The organism is Chondromyces crocatus (assembly GCF_001189295.1).
GTDB lineage: Bacteria > Myxococcota_A > Polyangia > Polyangiales > Polyangiaceae > Chondromyces > Chondromyces crocatus.
In genome coordinates this window covers 1510761-1526401 of the sequence record NZ_CP012159.1, presented here as the reverse complement: position 1 = coordinate 1526401, position 15641 = coordinate 1510761, and the positions used below count along the sequence as shown (strand labels likewise).

Annotated in this window: 13 protein-coding genes; 4 read left to right on the top strand and 9 right to left on the bottom strand. The window is 70.1% G+C overall.

Annotation, left to right across the window (positions count from 1 at the left end):
* Positions 1 to 74: 74 nt before the first annotated feature.
* Genes CMC5_RS05700 through CMC5_RS05685 form a run of 4 tightly spaced genes read right to left on the bottom strand, consistent with a single transcriptional unit; the run spans position 75 to position 6165 of the window.
* Positions 75 to 1145: an SUMF1/EgtB/PvdO family nonheme iron enzyme gene (locus CMC5_RS05700; protein ID WP_050429458.1), complete on the bottom strand. Its 1071-nt coding sequence runs from the start codon at positions 1143 to 1145 to the stop codon at positions 75 to 77.
* Positions 1142 to 3046, bottom strand: a complete 1905-nt coding sequence (locus CMC5_RS05695; protein ID WP_245678314.1) for a M20/M25/M40 family metallo-hydrolase — start codon at positions 3044 to 3046, stop codon at positions 1142 to 1144. The genes CMC5_RS05700 and CMC5_RS05695 overlap by 4 nt, the downstream gene beginning before the upstream one ends.
* Entirely contained in the window at positions 3043 to 3456 is a 414-nt protein-coding gene (locus tag CMC5_RS05690; protein ID WP_050429456.1) for a hypothetical protein, read from the bottom strand. Before CMC5_RS05690 ends, CMC5_RS05695 begins: the two co-directional genes overlap by 4 nt.
* 9 nt (positions 3457 to 3465) lie before the next feature.
* Complete coding sequence (locus CMC5_RS05685) at positions 3466 to 6165, bottom strand: HEAT repeat domain-containing protein (RefSeq protein ID WP_050429455.1); 2700 nt, start codon at positions 6163 to 6165, stop codon at positions 3466 to 3468.
* Between the two features lie 54 nt (positions 6166 to 6219).
* Here CMC5_RS05685 and CMC5_RS05680 point away from each other — a divergent pair, with 54 nt between their 5' ends.
* The gene (locus CMC5_RS05680; protein WP_245678313.1) at positions 6220 to 6780 is read left to right on the top strand and encodes a TlpA family protein disulfide reductase; all 561 of its coding nucleotides are present in this window, start codon (positions 6220 to 6222) and stop codon (positions 6778 to 6780) included.
* Between the two features lie 112 nt (positions 6781 to 6892).
* Here CMC5_RS05680 and CMC5_RS05675 read toward each other — a convergent pair whose 3' ends face one another.
* On the bottom strand, positions 6893 to 8029 hold the full coding sequence (locus CMC5_RS05675) for a mannose-1-phosphate guanylyltransferase (RefSeq protein WP_050429454.1): 1137 nt from the start codon (positions 8027 to 8029) through the stop codon (positions 6893 to 6895).
* Positions 8030 to 8040: 11 nt separating this feature from the next.
* Complete coding sequence (locus tag CMC5_RS05670; RefSeq protein WP_082363401.1) at positions 8041 to 8991, bottom strand: undecaprenyl-diphosphate phosphatase; 951 nt, start codon at positions 8989 to 8991, stop codon at positions 8041 to 8043.
* Between the two features lie 356 nt (positions 8992 to 9347).
* Here CMC5_RS05670 and CMC5_RS05665 point away from each other — a divergent pair, with 356 nt between their 5' ends.
* On the top strand, positions 9348 to 10037 hold the full coding sequence (locus CMC5_RS05665) for an MgtC/SapB family protein (protein WP_050429453.1): 690 nt from the start codon (positions 9348 to 9350) through the stop codon (positions 10035 to 10037).
* Between the two features lie 64 nt (positions 10038 to 10101).
* Here CMC5_RS05665 and CMC5_RS05660 read toward each other — a convergent pair whose 3' ends face one another.
* Together CMC5_RS05660 and CMC5_RS05655 are read right to left on the bottom strand one after the other, a co-directional pair.
* Entirely contained in the window at positions 10102 to 10431 is a 330-nt protein-coding gene (locus tag CMC5_RS05660; RefSeq protein WP_050429452.1) for a DMT family transporter, read from the bottom strand.
* 362 nt (positions 10432 to 10793) lie between these two features.
* Positions 10794 to 11162, bottom strand: coding sequence for a hypothetical protein (locus CMC5_RS05655; protein WP_063796217.1), 369 nt, complete (start codon positions 11160 to 11162; stop codon positions 10794 to 10796).
* Between the two features lie 134 nt (positions 11163 to 11296).
* Here CMC5_RS05655 and CMC5_RS05650 point away from each other — a divergent pair, with 134 nt between their 5' ends.
* Both CMC5_RS05650 and CMC5_RS05645 read left to right on the top strand, forming a co-directional pair.
* Positions 11297 to 12334: a DUF2169 family type VI secretion system accessory protein gene (locus CMC5_RS05650; RefSeq protein WP_050429451.1), complete on the top strand. Its 1038-nt coding sequence runs from the start codon at positions 11297 to 11299 to the stop codon at positions 12332 to 12334.
* Positions 12331 to 13434 (top strand): hypothetical protein, encoded by a 1104-nt coding sequence (locus tag CMC5_RS05645; RefSeq protein WP_156338243.1) that lies wholly within the window; start codon positions 12331 to 12333, stop codon positions 13432 to 13434. The genes CMC5_RS05650 and CMC5_RS05645 overlap by 4 nt, the downstream gene beginning before the upstream one ends.
* Here the strand turns inward: CMC5_RS05645 and CMC5_RS05640 are convergent.
* Positions 13408 to 15579, bottom strand: a complete 2172-nt coding sequence (locus tag CMC5_RS05640; RefSeq protein ID WP_156338241.1) for a hypothetical protein — start codon at positions 15577 to 15579, stop codon at positions 13408 to 13410. The genes CMC5_RS05645 and CMC5_RS05640 overlap by 27 nt on opposite strands.
* Positions 15580 to 15641: the final 62 nt, after the last annotated feature.

The window sequence follows — 15641 nt, the reverse complement described above, 5'->3', positions numbered from 1 at the left end:
CCGCTCGACGACCCCTCGACGGCGTGCCCGCCAGGGCCTCCTCGGCCTCGTAAAACGCTGCCAGCCCGCTCACCTTACGGCTCCGCCTCTTTGCAACAGCGGAAGCCCTCCTCGTACCCGTAGTCGTCTTCCTTGTGGAACCCCACCGTCGGCCGACAGCGACCGCGCACCGGGCCCCACCAGCCGCCTTTGAGACCACTCCGATCCGGGTACTTCTTGCCAGGCCGCATCACCCACTCGTTGATGTTCCCGTTCAGATCGTAAACACCGAACGGAGACACACATTCCGGCAGCGAACCGACCGGCAGCCGCTGATCGAGCTTCTCCAGCTCCGCCTTGCAGCGCGGATCCTGCATGCACCGATCGTACTTGCGGAGTTTGTGCTCACGCTTGCGGTACGGCTTGTCGATGCTGCATTTTGCAGGATCACGCACGTACCCGTTCGTGTACGGCAGCATCTCCTCCCCCTCGCACGCGAAGTTGAACTCCTCCTCGGTGCAGAGCCGCTTGCCGACGGACTCGCAGGTCTTCTTCGCATCGGTCCACGAAATGAGCAGCGCGGGCAGCTCCCCCTTCTGGTTGGGCCACTCGTACCGATCCGCACAGAACCGCATCGGACGCCTCGTCTTGGAGAGACAGACCGAGGGCGCCTCGTATTCAAGGCAGCGCTCACTCACCGTGGAGCTCCCCGCTGGCTCCCCCTTCTCCTCGCGGCGCTTCTTCTTCGCCTGATCGCGCTCGAACTCCTCGTGGTGCCGGAGACAGCGCTGCAACACCTCGGGGCAGTAGTTCCCCTCCACGAGCACCATGTCGGCGGGACACCCCTTCGACGATCCCGGGAACCCATCGCCATCGACATCCGGCGGCCCAGCCATGGCCTGCGCGCTCGCCACCGCGGCCGCAGGCTCCGCAGCGCTCCCTTCCCCCGCGCGGGCTGTCCCGGCATAGGACGCAGGCTCCGTCCCACCCGAGCTGGCCCCAGCAGGAACCTGGGCCTCCACCTGCGCGGTCGAAGCCGCCGGCGCCACGGGTTCCCCGTCGCCCGACTCCTGCCGGGAGCAGCCCGAGAACACCGACAGTGACGTGAAAAGCGAGAGCCCTGCCACGGCGCTGGCCGTGGCGAAGGGAGAAAAGCGATGTTTCATCGGGAGCCGGGAGCCGGGATCACCTTGAGCGGCACCCGCGCGCCGCCCCGCTCGACCTCGATCACCACCTCTCGCCCGGGCTCGAGTTCACCGAGCGAGAACATGTAGTCGTGAATGTTGGTGATCTCGTGGGACCCGATCTTCACCACCACATCGCCGGCCTGCATCCCCGCGCGGGCGCCCGGCGAGTCGGGACGCACACCCGTCAGCCGCAGCCCTTTGCCCTGGTACGCATAGTCGGGAACGGTCCCCACCGAGACACGGAAACCCGACCGACCGCCCTTGCGGTGAGGATCGGCGGGCGCATCCACGAAGGGAAGCCGCTCCCCTTGCTGCGTCACCGCGAGCGCCATCCGACCTGCCAGCGTCGCGATGCGCTCCATCCCCTCCGCATTGATCTTCTCGGCCGTGTCACTCGGCTGGTGGTAGTCCTCGTGCACCCCGGTGAACAGGAACGCGACCGGCACCCGCGCCGCCGTGAACGGCGCGTGATCGCTCGCCCCGAACCCCTCGGCTCCCTGCGCCAGCTCGAACTTCAAGCCCTCGCTCGCGCCCTTCACCACCGGTCCCCAGCCCGGCGACGTCCCCACCCCATCGACGAGCAGCTTGTCCTCACGCAAGCGCCCGACCATGTCCGCGTTGATCATCGCGACCACGTTCTTGATCGCCCCCACCGGCGCAGGCGGATTCTCCACGAAGTGACGCGACCCCAGCGTCCCCAGCTCCTCCGCCCCGAACCCGATGAACACCACCCCTCGATCGGGACGCGCCGGCAGCGCCGCCATCCGGCGCGCCACCTCCATCATCAGCGCCGTACCCGACGCATTGTCGTCCGCGCCGTGATGAATCTCCGTCGATCCCGGCTTCCGAGAATTCGACCCCCCGTGACCGAGATGATCGTAGTGCGCCCCCACCACCACGAACTCCCCCGCGTGCGGCGACCCCTCCCGCGCAGGCAAAAGCCCCACCACGTTCCACGCCTTCGCCAGCTTCGGCGTCACCTTCGTCGCGATCCGCAGCTGCACCCCAGCGAGCGGCTTCGCCGGCTGCGCCTTCGTTGCCTGCCACGTCCCCTTGTCGCGCAGCTTCGCCGTGGGGAAGAGCTTCTCCGCTGCCGACCGCGTGATCACCACCGCCGGCACCCCCATCCCGCTCGTATCGTGCGGCGCCTTCGGCAGTTCCTCCCCCTCCACGACGAGCACCACCCCCGCCGCCTTGTGCTCCCGCGCCGTGCGCAGCTTGTACCGAGCGCTCCCGAAATCGCGCAGCGGATCCTTCTGACCCGCCCCCTCGATCGCCGGCGCCCCCGCGAGCACCACCACCACCTTCCCGCTCACCTCCGCGCCCGCGTAGCTGTCCCAGCCGAGCGCGTGTGCCGAGATCCCGTGCCCCACGAAGACCGCGGGCCCCTCGACGGTCGCCGACTCGCTCCCGTCCGCCGTCGTCACCGCCTTCGCATCGACCGGCGTCGCTTGCTTGCCGCGCACCACCGAGAGCGTCGGCGCCTCGACCTCCGCGCCGACCCGCGCCTCGAACGCTTGCAGGAACGCCTGCCCCTCGGGCCCCGCATCCCCCAGCGGTGACAGCTTGAGCTCTGCGAACCGGCGCGCGACGAACTCCGCCGCGAGCCGCGCCCCTTCCGTCCCCGTCCCCCGGCCATCCATCTCCTGCGTCGTCAACGCCACGACGTCCGCCTTCACCCGCGCGGCCCCCGCAGCATCCGGCCCGATGGCCAGTGCCACCGGTCCCGGCACCGCGGCGGACCCCGCCACGGGCGCTTGCGCGACCGCAGGCGGAGACGCAGCGGGCGGAGCCGAACAAGCAGCGAGGACCGCCACCAACCCGAGCGAGGGCAAGCCGGCCCGCAGCCAGCGACGACGAGGAGATGTCACGACCTTCACCAGGGATTCGCCTTCTGCGCTGCCCGCACGAACTCCAGCGCCCGCCGACCGATGTACTCCTCCACGTCGGGCGGCGCGATGTGCCGATCCTTCGCGAAGTCGAACTCCCGCGGCTTCCCATCCGCGAACGTCACCCGGACCACTGCCGACTCCCGGAGCAGCTCCAGCGTCACGCTGACCTCGCCGAGCGCGAGCCGGATCTTGTCCGCCTCCTCCGCGAGCTCCACCGCCTGCTCCTTCTCCTTCAGCTTCTCCCCGGTGAAGCGCAGCGCCTCCGACCCGAGCGACAGCGCCAGCTCAGCAGCGCTCAGCGCCTCCGCGACCCGCTTCTTGTGGCGTGCGACCTCCTCCGCCTCACGCTCGGCTTTCGTCTTGACCGCTTCGACCAGCTCGTCCCGCCATCCCGCCATGATGCACCTCTACTTCATCTTGACGTTGACGGCATCACCGTCGGTCTTCTTCGGCTGCAGCCCGCTCAGATCCTCTGCGGGCAGCATCTTCGGGTTCATCAGCTCGTGGAACGCCTGCTTCGCGAGCGCGCCGGCCTCGCCCGCCTCCTGACGCAGCGCCATCAGCACACCGCGCTCCTTCATGAACTTCAGCGTCATGATCGCGCCCTTCCTCCGGGCCGCGTCATCCCCCTTCGCCGCCTGCCACAGCCGGTAGCGCAGCACCACGCGCGTCTCCGAGTGCGGCCCGTTGTCGTACTGCAGGTTGTCGAACTGCGACTGCAACCGCTGCCGCGTCCAGTCCTGCGGCACCTCGTGCACCTTGATGCGCGCCACCGACTCCGCGTTCGACACGTACCGGAACAGCGTCCCGCGCGTGAAGTCCTCGTCCGACCAGTACCCGAACGCCCGGTAGTAGTGGTCCTTCAGGTCGTCGAGCGCGCTCTTGTCGTAGTCACCGAACATCGCCACGGTCCGCGCCGCGATGTCCGTCGACCCACCCAGGATCAACGCCAGCGCTGCCGCGTTCCGCACCTCTTCGTCCTTGATCTTCGCCATCAGCTTCTCGGCCAGCGCCTCGTCGACCCCACCTGCGCCAATCGCGCGCGAGATCGCCATCCGCACCCCGAGATCCACATCCGCGGTCAGAAGATCCGCCAGATCGGATCCCGCGCCCGGCACCGGCCGCACCGACAGCGCGTTCGCGTAGCACGCCCCGATCCACTGCTTGCGCAGCTCCTTCTTCGCAGCGAAGTCCTTCGCCTTCTTCGCCACCTCGAGCATCGTCTTCTCGTCCGCCGACCAGCCCAGCGCCAGGCACGCCTCCGAGCGCGCCTCCTCGTGCCAGGTCTCGTCCTCGATGAACTCGATCAGCGGCTTCACCGCCTTCGCATCACCGAACTCCGCGAGCCCCTGCGCCGCGCCATAAGCGACCGCGCGCAGCGCCATGCCCATCATCGCCAGCCCGGCGCCCTGCAGGCCCTCCTGGGTGATGTCCATCTGCTTGTCGGGCTTGCGCTTGAACTGCTCCAGCAGCTTGGGGAACGAATCCTCATCCCGCGCCCGACCGATGTACCGCAGCGCGCTCTGCGCCGTCTCGAACGCCATCGGGAACGGCGGCTGCGCCCCCTCCTTCGGCAGCGGATCCTTCGGGAACGCCCACTCCCGCAGCTGGGTCTTGATCTTCTCCGACCGCACCGTCGCCAGGAACCGCAGCCCGTTCGCATGCGGCTGCGGACGATCCTTGATCCAGAGGATCACGCTGTCCTCTGCCGCCTTCTTCAGGTCATCCCGCTTGTCCCCGTGGATCACCGCCAGGTCGGCGAGCATGCGCGACGCCACCACCCGCGGCAGATCCGTGCGCGAGAGGTGACCCCCCTCGTCCGCCTCCCAGAACCGCTCCTGCACATAGAGCTTCGTCGGGTCCGCCAGCATCCGCTCCCCGAGCAGCTTCGCCGCGCGCACATCACCGACCTCTGCGAGCCGCGTCCCCGCCTCACCCTGCCAGTGCAGCGGCGGCTTCGTCTTCTCCACCCACGCCACCAGCGCATCCGCCGACCGCGGGTCTGCGAGCTGCCGCAGCATCTCGAAGATCTGTTTCGTCTGGAACCACTGCTGCTCGGGCGTATCGCTCTTCACGCTGTCCAGCGCGAGCACCAGCCCCTCGCCCCCGATACCGTCGCGCAGCGCCTCCAGGAACCGCTGACGGCTGTCCTTGTCCGCGGCCTTCAGCGCATCGAGCAGCGGCTTCCGCGCCTTGTCGTCGCCGATGCGCCCCAGCCCGTTGGCCGCCTCGCGCGCGACCTCGATGTCCTTGTCCTCGACCAGCTTGATCAGCGTATCGGTCCACTTCGGCTCCGGATTCCGCGACACCACCGTCGCCACCAGCTGCCGCACCGACGCGCTCTCGTCCGTCGCGAGCTTCGCCAGCTCGTCCAGCGACACCATGCTCGCCAGCTTCTCCGGATCGAACGCCACACCCCCGCCGAGCCGCTCCACCTTCGCGAGGTGCCCCTTGCGGTACTCCCCCATCGCGTCCTGGAACGCCGCCGGCTCCTTCAGCACCGCCAGCGCCCAGACGATCTGCGGCTTGTCGCTCTCGTCGGCCTCCTTCAGCACCTGCAGCAGCATCGTCTTCGCGCCGTCCGCGCGCGGCGACCCGTAATGAGCCAGCACCTGCGACGCCACACCGCGGATCCGGTGATCCTTCTGCTCCAGCGCCTTCGTCGCGATCACCGGCCCCTCCGGGTCATCGGCCCACGCCAGCTGGATCAACGCCTCTTGCTGGAGCTTCGGCTCCACCGGGCTCGTCGCCCACTTCTTCCACAGCGGGATCTGATCCTTCTGCGGCAGCACGAAGATGTTCTTCTTCTCCGTGGCGATCTGCTCCACGGTCATCTTCTGGCTCTCCTGACGGATGCCGAACCAGATGGCCGCTGCCGCACCTGCGACGAGGAGCACCCCGACGAACACCGTCACCGGGTTGAAGCGCCCCTTCTTGAAGTTCCCCTCGTCCCCGAAGTTCGCCCCACCTCCACCCCCCGGGCCCGGCGGCTCCTCCGGCAAGTCATTGTCGTCCGGCGGCCACTTGGCAGCCAGCAGACCGGGCGGCAGGCGCCGCTTGCGCAACGCCGAGGGGTTTTCACGAGAATGGGTGGGGCGTTCCTGCATGGTAACCGGCGAGACCGTACCAGAGACGCTCGGGCACGGGCCGAAAGTTTTGCTATGAGCTTGACCACGATGCACCGCCAGGACGACGCCTCTGGGAAATTCCTGTACCCGGCGATCGCCGCCTTTCTGGCGCTCAGCGCCCTGCTCGGCCTCGCCGTCCTCCCGCGGCTCGCGCCCGGAGGTCATTCCCTGGTCGGCAAGCCAGGACCCGACATCGTGCTTCCCGTCGCCGCCAATGGCGACGCCGGCGCGCGAATGCAGCTCCGCGACCTCCAGGGCCAGGCGGTGATTCTGGATTTCTGGGCGAGCTGGTGCGGCCCCTGTGCCGTCCAGGCCCCCATCCTCGAGCGCATCTCCAGGCGTTACGAGAAGAAGGGCCTCGTCGTCCTCGGCATCAATGTCGACGACCCCCCCGCCGTCGCCAGCCAGTACGCCGCCCGCAAAGGCCTCACCTATCCCATCCTCGTCGACGACGAACGCAATGCGTCAGCGCACTACGGCATCGACAAGCTGCCCACCCTCGTCGTCCTCGACAAGGAGGGCAAGGTCGCCGCCTACCTGACGGCCATCGTCGACGAAGCCAGCCTCGACGAGATCATCGCGCAAGTGCTCTGACCGCCCCTCGCGCTCACGACGCTCACGCACGCCACGCGCTCACGACGCTCACGCACGCACGCCTCGCACGGCGCTCACGCCACGCGCTCGCGCCACGACGAGCACCGCCCGCTCACACCAGGTCCCCGTCCCCCCGCGCCTTCAGGGCGTCGACCACCTGCTTCACGTCTTGCGCCCGCTCCCGAGGAACGACCAGCAGCGCATCCTCCGTCTCCACGACGCACAGCCCCGCGACCCCCAGAAGCGCGATCACCCGCTTGTCTCCCCGGCTCTCCCGCAGATCCAGGATCAAGTTGTCGCGCGCATCCAGCAGCACCGCCTTCTCCGGTCCCACATTCCCCGCCGCGTCCTTCGCCCCCAGCTCCCACGCCGTCCTGAAGCTGCCGACATCGCTCCACCCGAAGTCCCCCGGCACCACCGACAGCGTCTCCACGTGCTCCATCACCCCGTGGTCGATGCTGACCGCCGGCAGCACCGGAAACACCCGCCCCAGCGCCTCCCGCTCCGCCTCGGGCCCCCGCTTCGCCGCGGCGACGATCTCCTCCAGCCCCGCAGCGAGAGCCGGCATGTGGGCCCGGATCGCCGCCATCATGTCCCCCGCCCGGAAGAAGAACATCCCCGCGTTCCACAGAAACCGCCCGCTCGCGAGGAACCCCTCCGCCCGCTCCCGATCGGGCTTCTCCACGAACCGCAGCGCCTCCAGCACCCCTTCCCCCCGCACCCCCTCCCCCCGCTCCTTCCCCGTCTCGATGTACCCGAACCCCGTCTCCGCATGCGTCGGCCGGATCCCCACCGTGGTGATCGTCCCCTGCCCCGCCGCACGCGCCGCCACCCCCAGCACCCGCCTGAACTCCTCGACGTCGGCGACATGGTGATCACTCGGCAGCACCGCAACCACCGCCTCCGGATCCTCGCTCGCGATGCGCGCCGCCGCCCACCCGATGCACGGCGCCGTGTTCCTCGGAACCGGCTCCACCAGCAGATTCCCGGCCGGCAGCTCCGGCAGCAACGCCTGCGTCGCCTCTGCCAGATGGCTCCCCGTCGCGATCAGCACCCGCCCCCACGCCGTCTTCCCCGCTTCCGGATGACACACCGGCAGCACCCGCCGCACCGTCGCCCGCAGCAGCGGCTCCTCCCCGACCAAGGGCAACAGCTGCTTCGGCCGCACCGCGCGCGAAGCAGGCCAGAAACGAGTGCCTGCGCCACCAGCGAGGATGAGAGCGACGACGGTCGGTGCCTGGTCGGACATGACAGGGACGATTAGCGCGGATCCCCCGTCGACGCGAAGACCGGAAGCGAACGCCGCCCCTCCGCACCGCTCCGCGCCTCCCCACCCGTCGCCGCGACCGCCGCCTCCTCGCGCCCGACCTTCTCAGCGCCCGCCACCACCTCCCCACGAAGCCCCTCGCCCGAAGCCACCCCTGGCAACGCCCGCGCATACGCCGTCGTCGCGAGCCCCAGAGGAATCATCCACAGCGACAGCGCCGCCATGAACCGCCGCTCCAGAAGACCCCGCAACACCACCCCCGCCCCCAGCGCCCCGAGGAACGCCACACAGAGCCCGACCGCGAACGAAGCCACACCGATCCCGGGAGCCCCCAGCGCCTGCAGCCCTTCCACGATCAATGCCGGCACCGTCAACGCGAGCGCCAGCTCGAGCGCGCGCACCGGCCGCAACCCCAGCCAGATCAGCACCACGAGCGCCCCCCCGATCCCAGTCGCCCCCGGCGCCAGACCCACCCCATGAGCCACCCCCGCGACCAGCATCCCGAGCAGCGAAGGACTCTCCCCCCGCTCCTCGGCCGGCGGCGCCAGCGCAGCCCCCGCGATCGCCGCCCCCGAGACCACCAGACCGAGCCCCTGCGCCAGCGGCGCCTCCGCCCACAGCGTCACATAAGGCCGCAGCGAAGCACTGACCCCGAGACTCACCGCCGACCCCAGCGCGAGCAGCACCGCATCCCGAGCCCCTGGTGAAGCCCGGAACAGCGCGGGCCGCGCAATGGCCCGCAACGCCTCCCCCAGCGCAGCGAGCAGCGTCTGCCGCGCGAGCACGATCACCGCCGCCGCCGCCGCGAGCCGGACGGCAGCGAGAAACGGCGTGGGATCGTGCTCCAGACCCAGCCAGATCCGCGCAGCCAGAGCGTGAGCCGACGCCGAGATCGGCAGGACCTCTGCGACGCTCTGGAGCGCAGCGAGCAGCAGGACGTCCATGAGCGACACCACAAAAGCCCTAGCGCACGGGCAGATATCCTGTCGAGCGGCTCGCGTGGCGCCGCCCGCCGCGATCGGCTCCGCGGTTGACAACCCTGCCCCCGACGGGGACAACCAGAACCCATGGAGCCCGATGGCCGCTCGTCTGGCCGCTCGTCTGGCCGCTCGTCAGCCGGATGCGTCGACGCGCCGACCGCGGCACACGACACAACGCGCGGGCAGCCAGCAGCGTCGGCCCACGCACGCCGCAGCGACGCGAGGCGTCTCCCTCATGTCGCCCCTCGTCCCCGAGCCCATGCCCGCCCACCCGCAGCGCATCCCCTCATGACGCCCGCCCCCCCGGAGCGCGTCCCCTCATGATGCCCGTCGGCCCGGCCGATCTCGTGCTGCGCATCGCCGTCGGCGCAGCCCTTGGCGGCGTCATCGGCTACGAGCGCGATCGCCACGGCCGACCGGTGGGCCTCCGGACGCACCTCCTCGTCGCGATGACCGCCGCCACCTTCATGGTCGTCTCGGCCCATTTCGTCTACTTCCAGGGCTACAGAAAGGACGACCTCACCGAGGTCGACGCCTCCCGCATCGCTGCCTCCGTCGTCTCCGGCATCGGCTTCCTGGCGGGCGGCGCGATCCTGCGCACGGGCGCCACCGTGCAAGGCCTCACCACGGCCGCCGGACTGTGGCTGGTGACCGCCATCGGGCTCGCCGCCGGCGCCGGCATGTTCGTCGTCAGCACCACGGTGACCCTGTTCGGCGTCATCGCCCTCACGGTCCTGCGGCGCTTCGAAGACAAGAACGACAGCGCCACCCGCCACCGCGTGACGGTGGTGCTGGGCGCCGGAGGCCAGACGGCGAGTCAGCTCGTCGACGCCGTCGGCGCCCTGGGCATGCGCGTGAACAAGATGGAGTACGAGCGCCGCTTCGACGAAAAGCGTCGCCTCGCCGTGACCTTCGAAGTCCTCCTCCCCGACAGCATCGGCATCGGCGGCCTCGTCGATCAGATCGAGAAACTCCCCGACGTCCAGCGCGTCCACATCCAGAACCTCTGACGCGGCGGCCCCCTCCCCCCGACCAGCACGCAGCCCCCAGCACGCCGAGGTCAGTGCGCCGAGGTCAGTGCGCCGTCGATTTCGAGAAGAGGTTGATCACCAGCACCCCGGCAATGATCAAGCTCATCCCGATGAGCGCCGGCGTGTCGAGCCGCTGCGAGTACAGCAGGTACGCCGCCACGGTGATGAGCACGATGCCCACCCCGGACCAGAGCGCGTAAGCGATGCCGAGCGGGATCGTGCGGATCGCATGCGAGAGCGAATAGAACGCCACGGCATAACCGCACACGACGATCACGGAAGGCCACAGACGGGTGAAGGAGTTCGAGGCCTTCATTGCAGACGTCGCAATCACCTCCCCGATGATCGCAATCGCTAGAAACACGTACGACATTCTCTCTTCCTCCTCGCCCCGCCTGCTGGCGTGACGACCACCTGCCAGGGCGACATCACCTGCGCCTCCCCGTCGGCGCGCAAGAGTCTGGCGCAGGAGAGCACTTCGGCACGGCAATTTCTGCAAGCGGCATCCGTTCAGCGACGGAGGGGGGCACCTCGCCGGGGCATCTGGAGCCATCTCGCCGAGCGCATCGTGACGACTCGCCGAGCGCAAGGAGACGAGAGGAAGGCAGCGGGGAGGAGACCCCTCACGGCCGGGGGACTCCGCAAGTGGAGCAGGGGGTGGGAAGCAGCAGGACCGCGGTGCTTGCGGTGAAGGCACGGAGAGGAGCCGAGGATTCGACTGGCGGGTGGACGATGCTACCGTTCCCTTGCTGTCGAAGCGTTGCCCCCCCGCCACCGAGGGAAACTCGCTGCAAACTCCGGGAGGCCCGCTGCAAACTCCGGGAGGCCCGCTGCAAACTCCGGGAGGCTCGCTGCAAACTCCCGGAGGCTCGCTGCAAACTCCCGGAGGCTCACTGCAAACTCCCGGAGGCTCACTGCAAACTCCCGGAGGCTCACTGCAAACTCCCGGAGGCTCGCTGCAAACTCCGGGAGGCTCACTGCAAACTCCGGGAGGCTCACTGCAAACTCCGGGAGGCTCGCTGCAAACTCCGGGAGGCTCACTGCAAACTCCGGGAGGCTCACTGCAAACTCCGGGAGGCTCGCTGCAAACTCCGGGAGGCTCACTGCAAACTCCGGGAACGTCCAGCCAGGAACTCGCCCCCCTCCTCGAGTCCCCTTCCCGGTCGTCCCGCCGGAAGGAATGGAAGCTCCCCCACCCTCCACTACACCCCGCCGCAGGGTTACGGTACCACCAGACCGTGGACCAACCGCGCGTCGACAATGCCACCGAGTTCGTGGTCCATCCGCAGGTCCTGCTCGATCGCGACGGCGAAAAGCTCGCGGCGATCGTCAAAGCGACCTTCGAACTCCAGGACGACGGCGCCCTCGAACTCGCCCCCCCCGCACGAACACGCGGCATCCGCTTCGCCGACATCCCCTGGGAGAAAACCCAGCCGGAGAGCATCGTGTTTCCCGCGGACGTATGCCTCCGCAAACCCGGCACCGACGTGGTCCTCGTCGCGAAGGCACACGCCCCCGGCGACGACCCCGTGCCGTCCTTCGACGTCCGCGTCGAGGTCGGCCCGCTGAAAAAGTCCCTCGTGATCTTCGGCCGACGCCTCTGGGTCGAAGATGGCCGCGCCCTCACCCCCCCGGCCCCCGTGCTGGAGATGGAACTCCGCTACGACCACGCCTGGGGAGGTCGCGACGACGACCCCCCTGCCCCCCCCCTCGAAGAAGCACGAAACCCCATCGGACGAGGCGTCGTCCGTCACCCCTCCGCCCTCACCCACCAGGAAGCCCCCTCGATCGAGGACCCAGCGCACCCCATCCGCTCGGTGCGCACCCGCCCCCCTCCCGCGGGCTTCGGCGTCGTCGGCAGAAGCTGGGAACCCCGACGCCAGTACGCCGGCACCTACGACGAGACCTGGCAGTCGTTCAAGGCCCCCCTCATGCCCGACGACTTCGACGACCGGCACAACCTCTGCGCATCCCCCGGCCTGATCGCCGACCCCCCGCTCGTCGGCGGCGAACTGGTGCGCCTGCTCAACTTGACCCGAGGTGGAGGCGCCGTGTCCTTCACCTTGCCGCGCATCACCCTCGAGATCGACTTCCGCATCCCCGACCGAGACCCCATCGCCTTCGCCCCCCACCTCGACACCGTGCTCCTCGATCTGTACGAAGCTGGCCCCGAGAAACCCGTGACCGTCGAACTCGTGTGGCGCGCCAGCGTGCCCGCCCCGAGACGCCTGCGAGAAGCCCGGGTGCGCGTCCGAGAGCGCCAGGTGCCCCGATGACCCTCGCGTCCGTGGTCTCGGTCGGAGCGCGGACCCCCCTCGGCCTGGACGCACCCCAGACGGCATTCTCGGTGCGCGCGGGCATGCCCGCCATGCGCGAAGCAGCGCTCGTCGACGCCGAGGGCGAGCAGATCACCATGTGCTTCCTGCCCACCCTCGACCCCCGGCTCACCGGCGCAGCGCGCGCCCTCGCCCTCGCCGGCCCCGCGCTCGCCGAAGCCCTCGACGGCCTCGGCCTGCACCCTGGCGCGAACACCGCGAGCAGCGCGAACAACGCCGCGACCCCTCCCCTGCGCGCACGCCTCGCCCTCTGCCTCGACGAAGACGTCGACCCCACCCAGGGCGGCTGGATCGCCTCCGATCTGGTCCGCCAGGCCCGGCAGCGCTCCTTGCACGTCGAGCTGGAAGTCTCGGCGCGCGGCCCCGCAGGACCGGGATACCTGCTGCCCGCCCTCGCCGCCGCGCTCACCTCCGGTCAGCTCGACCTCGCCATCCTCGGCGGCGTCCACACCGACTACGATCCCGCGCGGATCGCGCGCCTCGAACGCGCGGGACGCCTCTTCCGACCCCCCGACCATCTCTCCGCCGTCCTCCCGGGCGAAGGCGCCGCCTTCGTCGTGCTCGCCGACCCCGCGCACCTGCGCCGCCTCGCCTGGAAAGAGCGCGCGCGCCTGCTCACCGTGGCGACCGGATTCGAAGAAGCGCGACCCGACAACGACGTCTCCGCCTTCCGCGCCACCGGACTGACCGCCGCCGTCCGCAGCGCCCTCGCCCCCTTCACCAGCGAGACCGACCGCGTCGGCTGGATCCTGACCGATCTCGGCTTCGAGACCTTCCGCCACTTCGAGCACCAGGCCGTGCTCACCCGGACCCAGGCCCACTTCGGCCCCCCGCAGCACATCGACAGCCCAGCGCAGCGCCTCGGCCATCTCGGCGCCGCCGTGGTGCCCCTCCACCTGGCGCTGGGCGTCGAAGGCTTCCGGCGAGGCCACGCCCCCCACCACCGCCTGCTCTCGCTCTCCGGCAGCGATGGCGGAGAGCGGGCCGCCATGGTCGTGACGGCCCCTGCCGGCTCAAACGCGCTTTCGAGCGGGCCGTGACCAGCGCCCCGGGCTCCCGGACGCCGCCCGGGCGGGACCTCCCCACGCACCGAGAGCCCGCTCCTGCGTGACCACGAAGTCACGAGGATCGAAAGGAACGACCCCCCCCGTGCGCACGACCAGCTCCACCTGAAGGAGCCGACGCTCCTCGACCGAGCGCGGTGCCTCGTCGAGTTCCCGGAGCGAAACCATCGGCGTGTAGAGCTGCCCCATCCGGTGACGCGCCTGCACGGGAAACGCTGCCCCCCGCTCCTCCCAGAACGCGCGCCAGCGGACCGGATCGGTGGAAGGCCGCTCCACGCGATCCGGCGCCGGCGCCTCGGGTCGGTCCCGCGGATCACTCACGATCTGGGCCAGCCGCGGACGCCGAGGCTCCCCGAGCTCGGGCGTCGGAGGCACGGCGACGTCGAGGCTCTCGGCAGCGACCTCCACCTCCTCCCAGAGACCCGCACCCGTGATCCGGTCGAGCGCCCCTGCCGCAGCGACGCGCAGCTCCTCACGCGCACTGGAGAGCATCTCCAGCAGCAGACCCACGGCCGGAACGGCCCCAGCCCAGCCGAGGGCCGCCAGCAACGCGGGCGTCGGCCGCTGGCGAGCCCGCTCCATGAGGCGACTGGCGTCGATCTCGTCCCCCGCGAGCGCGAGGAGCAGCGCCGAAATCCCCGCGTCCGCCCCCTCGGGCGCGCCATCGAGATGCCGCGCAAGACGCCCCGGATCCCCCGCGAGCGCCACGGCATGGAGCGCAGCATGGCGCAGCCCGACATCGTCCGCGGTGAGGTGAGGCTCGAAGCCCCCCTGCGGAGCGACCCCGAAGCTCACCGCCAGGTGAACGATCGCATGCACCGCGACGCGAGGATCATCACGGGTTGCGGCGTGCAGCTCCTCGGCGGTCGCGAGGCCACGACGGCCGAGAACATCCACGGCCACGGCACGCACCCAGGGCTCGGCGTCCCGGAGCAACGAGCGGAGCGCAAGCGGCAAGAGCTCGTGCGGCGCGACGGCGAGAGCCGCGCCCACCGCGACGGCCGTGTCTTCATCGAGCCCACTGGCGCCGAAGAGCGCGCGCTCTGCGGCCGCCAGCGCATCGCGACCAGCGAACGAGCCGAGGATCAAGCTGGCAGCGAACACCCGGCTCGGATCCTTGACCGGGAAGTCGGCGAGCAAGCGAGGCACATGCGCGATCGCCGGAGCCCCGAGCGACGCGAGCAGATCGAGCGAGGCCAGGAGGCGACGCTCGAGGACGAGCGACCCACGCCAGGGATCTCCTGGCAGCGGCATCCGCTGCATGGCCGCCATCGCGATCTCGTCGAACGCCGTGCGGGCGCGCTCGCGCAGAAACGCCCCCTCGTCGAGCGCGGGGTCGAAGCGCAACGCCAGACCCGGCGGCGAAGGCGTCGGCGCCGTCGCGATCGGAGGAGGCACCGAGGGACGGAGCGAAGGGGGCTCCGCGGTCTTCTCGCGCGCTGCCTGCGCACGCTGCTTGAGGGTGGCCACCGCATCCCGCAGCTCGTCGAAGGATCGCGGAGGCGGAATCGGCGGCGGCAGCGCGACCGCATGGGTGGGCGTCAGCGCCTCGACGTCGAGGGGAGGCACGAGCGACGGCCGCGCCACATCGTGCAGTCGAGGAAGATCGATGCTGGCCCGGAGCGGCTGGAGGGCGCGAGGCCATGGACCAGGCACACTGCCGGCCACACCGAAGCCACGGGCCAGGGCGCGGCGCGCATTGCCGAGATGTTCACCGATGCGTGTCACCGGATCGCTGCCGTCACCCACGGCGCCACGGTCTGCGCTGGCCACCCCCCCGTGGCTCGGCATGCTTGCAGTCCCAGGTATCCCACCGAGGCGCGTACGTTCCAGGAACGCGACCGCCTCGTCGACGTGTGCGATCACGCGCTGGCTGGCATCCCCCGGCTCCCGACGGGCATCGAAGGCATCGTAGAGACTCGCCAGCGCGCGCTCCATGGCGCGGGCAGGAGGAACCGGGTCGAACGGCGGCTCCTCGACACGCTCGAGCAGCACAGCCGCGCGGCGCAGCTCGGCGTGAGCCTCCTCCAGAATGCGATGTAACGCAGAGAAATCCGCAGCGTGACCAGCGGTCGAGGGACGCTGCTCGGGCCGGTCGAAGGGAGGCTCGGAGGGGCTCACGGGTACCCGGTTTGTTAACGTGTCCGCCGTGGCGCGGGAAGACCAGCCCCTCCTGCAACGTG

Coding starts and splice junctions, on each gene's coding strand:
- CMC5_RS05675 (WP_050429454.1), bottom strand. CDS start 8,029: ATGTCCGACCAGGCACCGACCGTCGTCGCTCTCATCCTCGCTGGTGGC.
- CMC5_RS05690 (WP_050429456.1), bottom strand. CDS start 3,456: ATGGCGGGATGGCGGGACGAGCTGGTCGAAGCGGTCAAGACGAAAGCC.
- CMC5_RS05660 (WP_050429452.1), bottom strand. CDS start 10,431: ATGTCGTACGTGTTTCTAGCGATTGCGATCATCGGGGAGGTGATTGCG.
- CMC5_RS05645 (WP_156338243.1), top strand. CDS start 12,331: ATGACCCTCGCGTCCGTGGTCTCGGTCGGAGCGCGGACCCCCCTCGGC.
- CMC5_RS05685 (WP_050429455.1), bottom strand. CDS start 6,165: ATGCAGGAACGCCCCACCCATTCTCGTGAAAACCCCTCGGCGTTGCGC.
- CMC5_RS05700 (WP_050429458.1), bottom strand. CDS start 1,145: ATGAAACATCGCTTTTCTCCCTTCGCCACGGCCAGCGCCGTGGCAGGG.
- CMC5_RS05665 (WP_050429453.1), top strand. CDS start 9,348: ATGATGCCCGTCGGCCCGGCCGATCTCGTGCTGCGCATCGCCGTCGGC.
- CMC5_RS05680 (WP_245678313.1), top strand. CDS start 6,220: ATGAGCTTGACCACGATGCACCGCCAGGACGACGCCTCTGGGAAATTC.
- CMC5_RS05670 (WP_082363401.1), bottom strand. CDS start 8,991: ATGGACGTCCTGCTGCTCGCTGCGCTCCAGAGCGTCGCAGAGGTCCTG.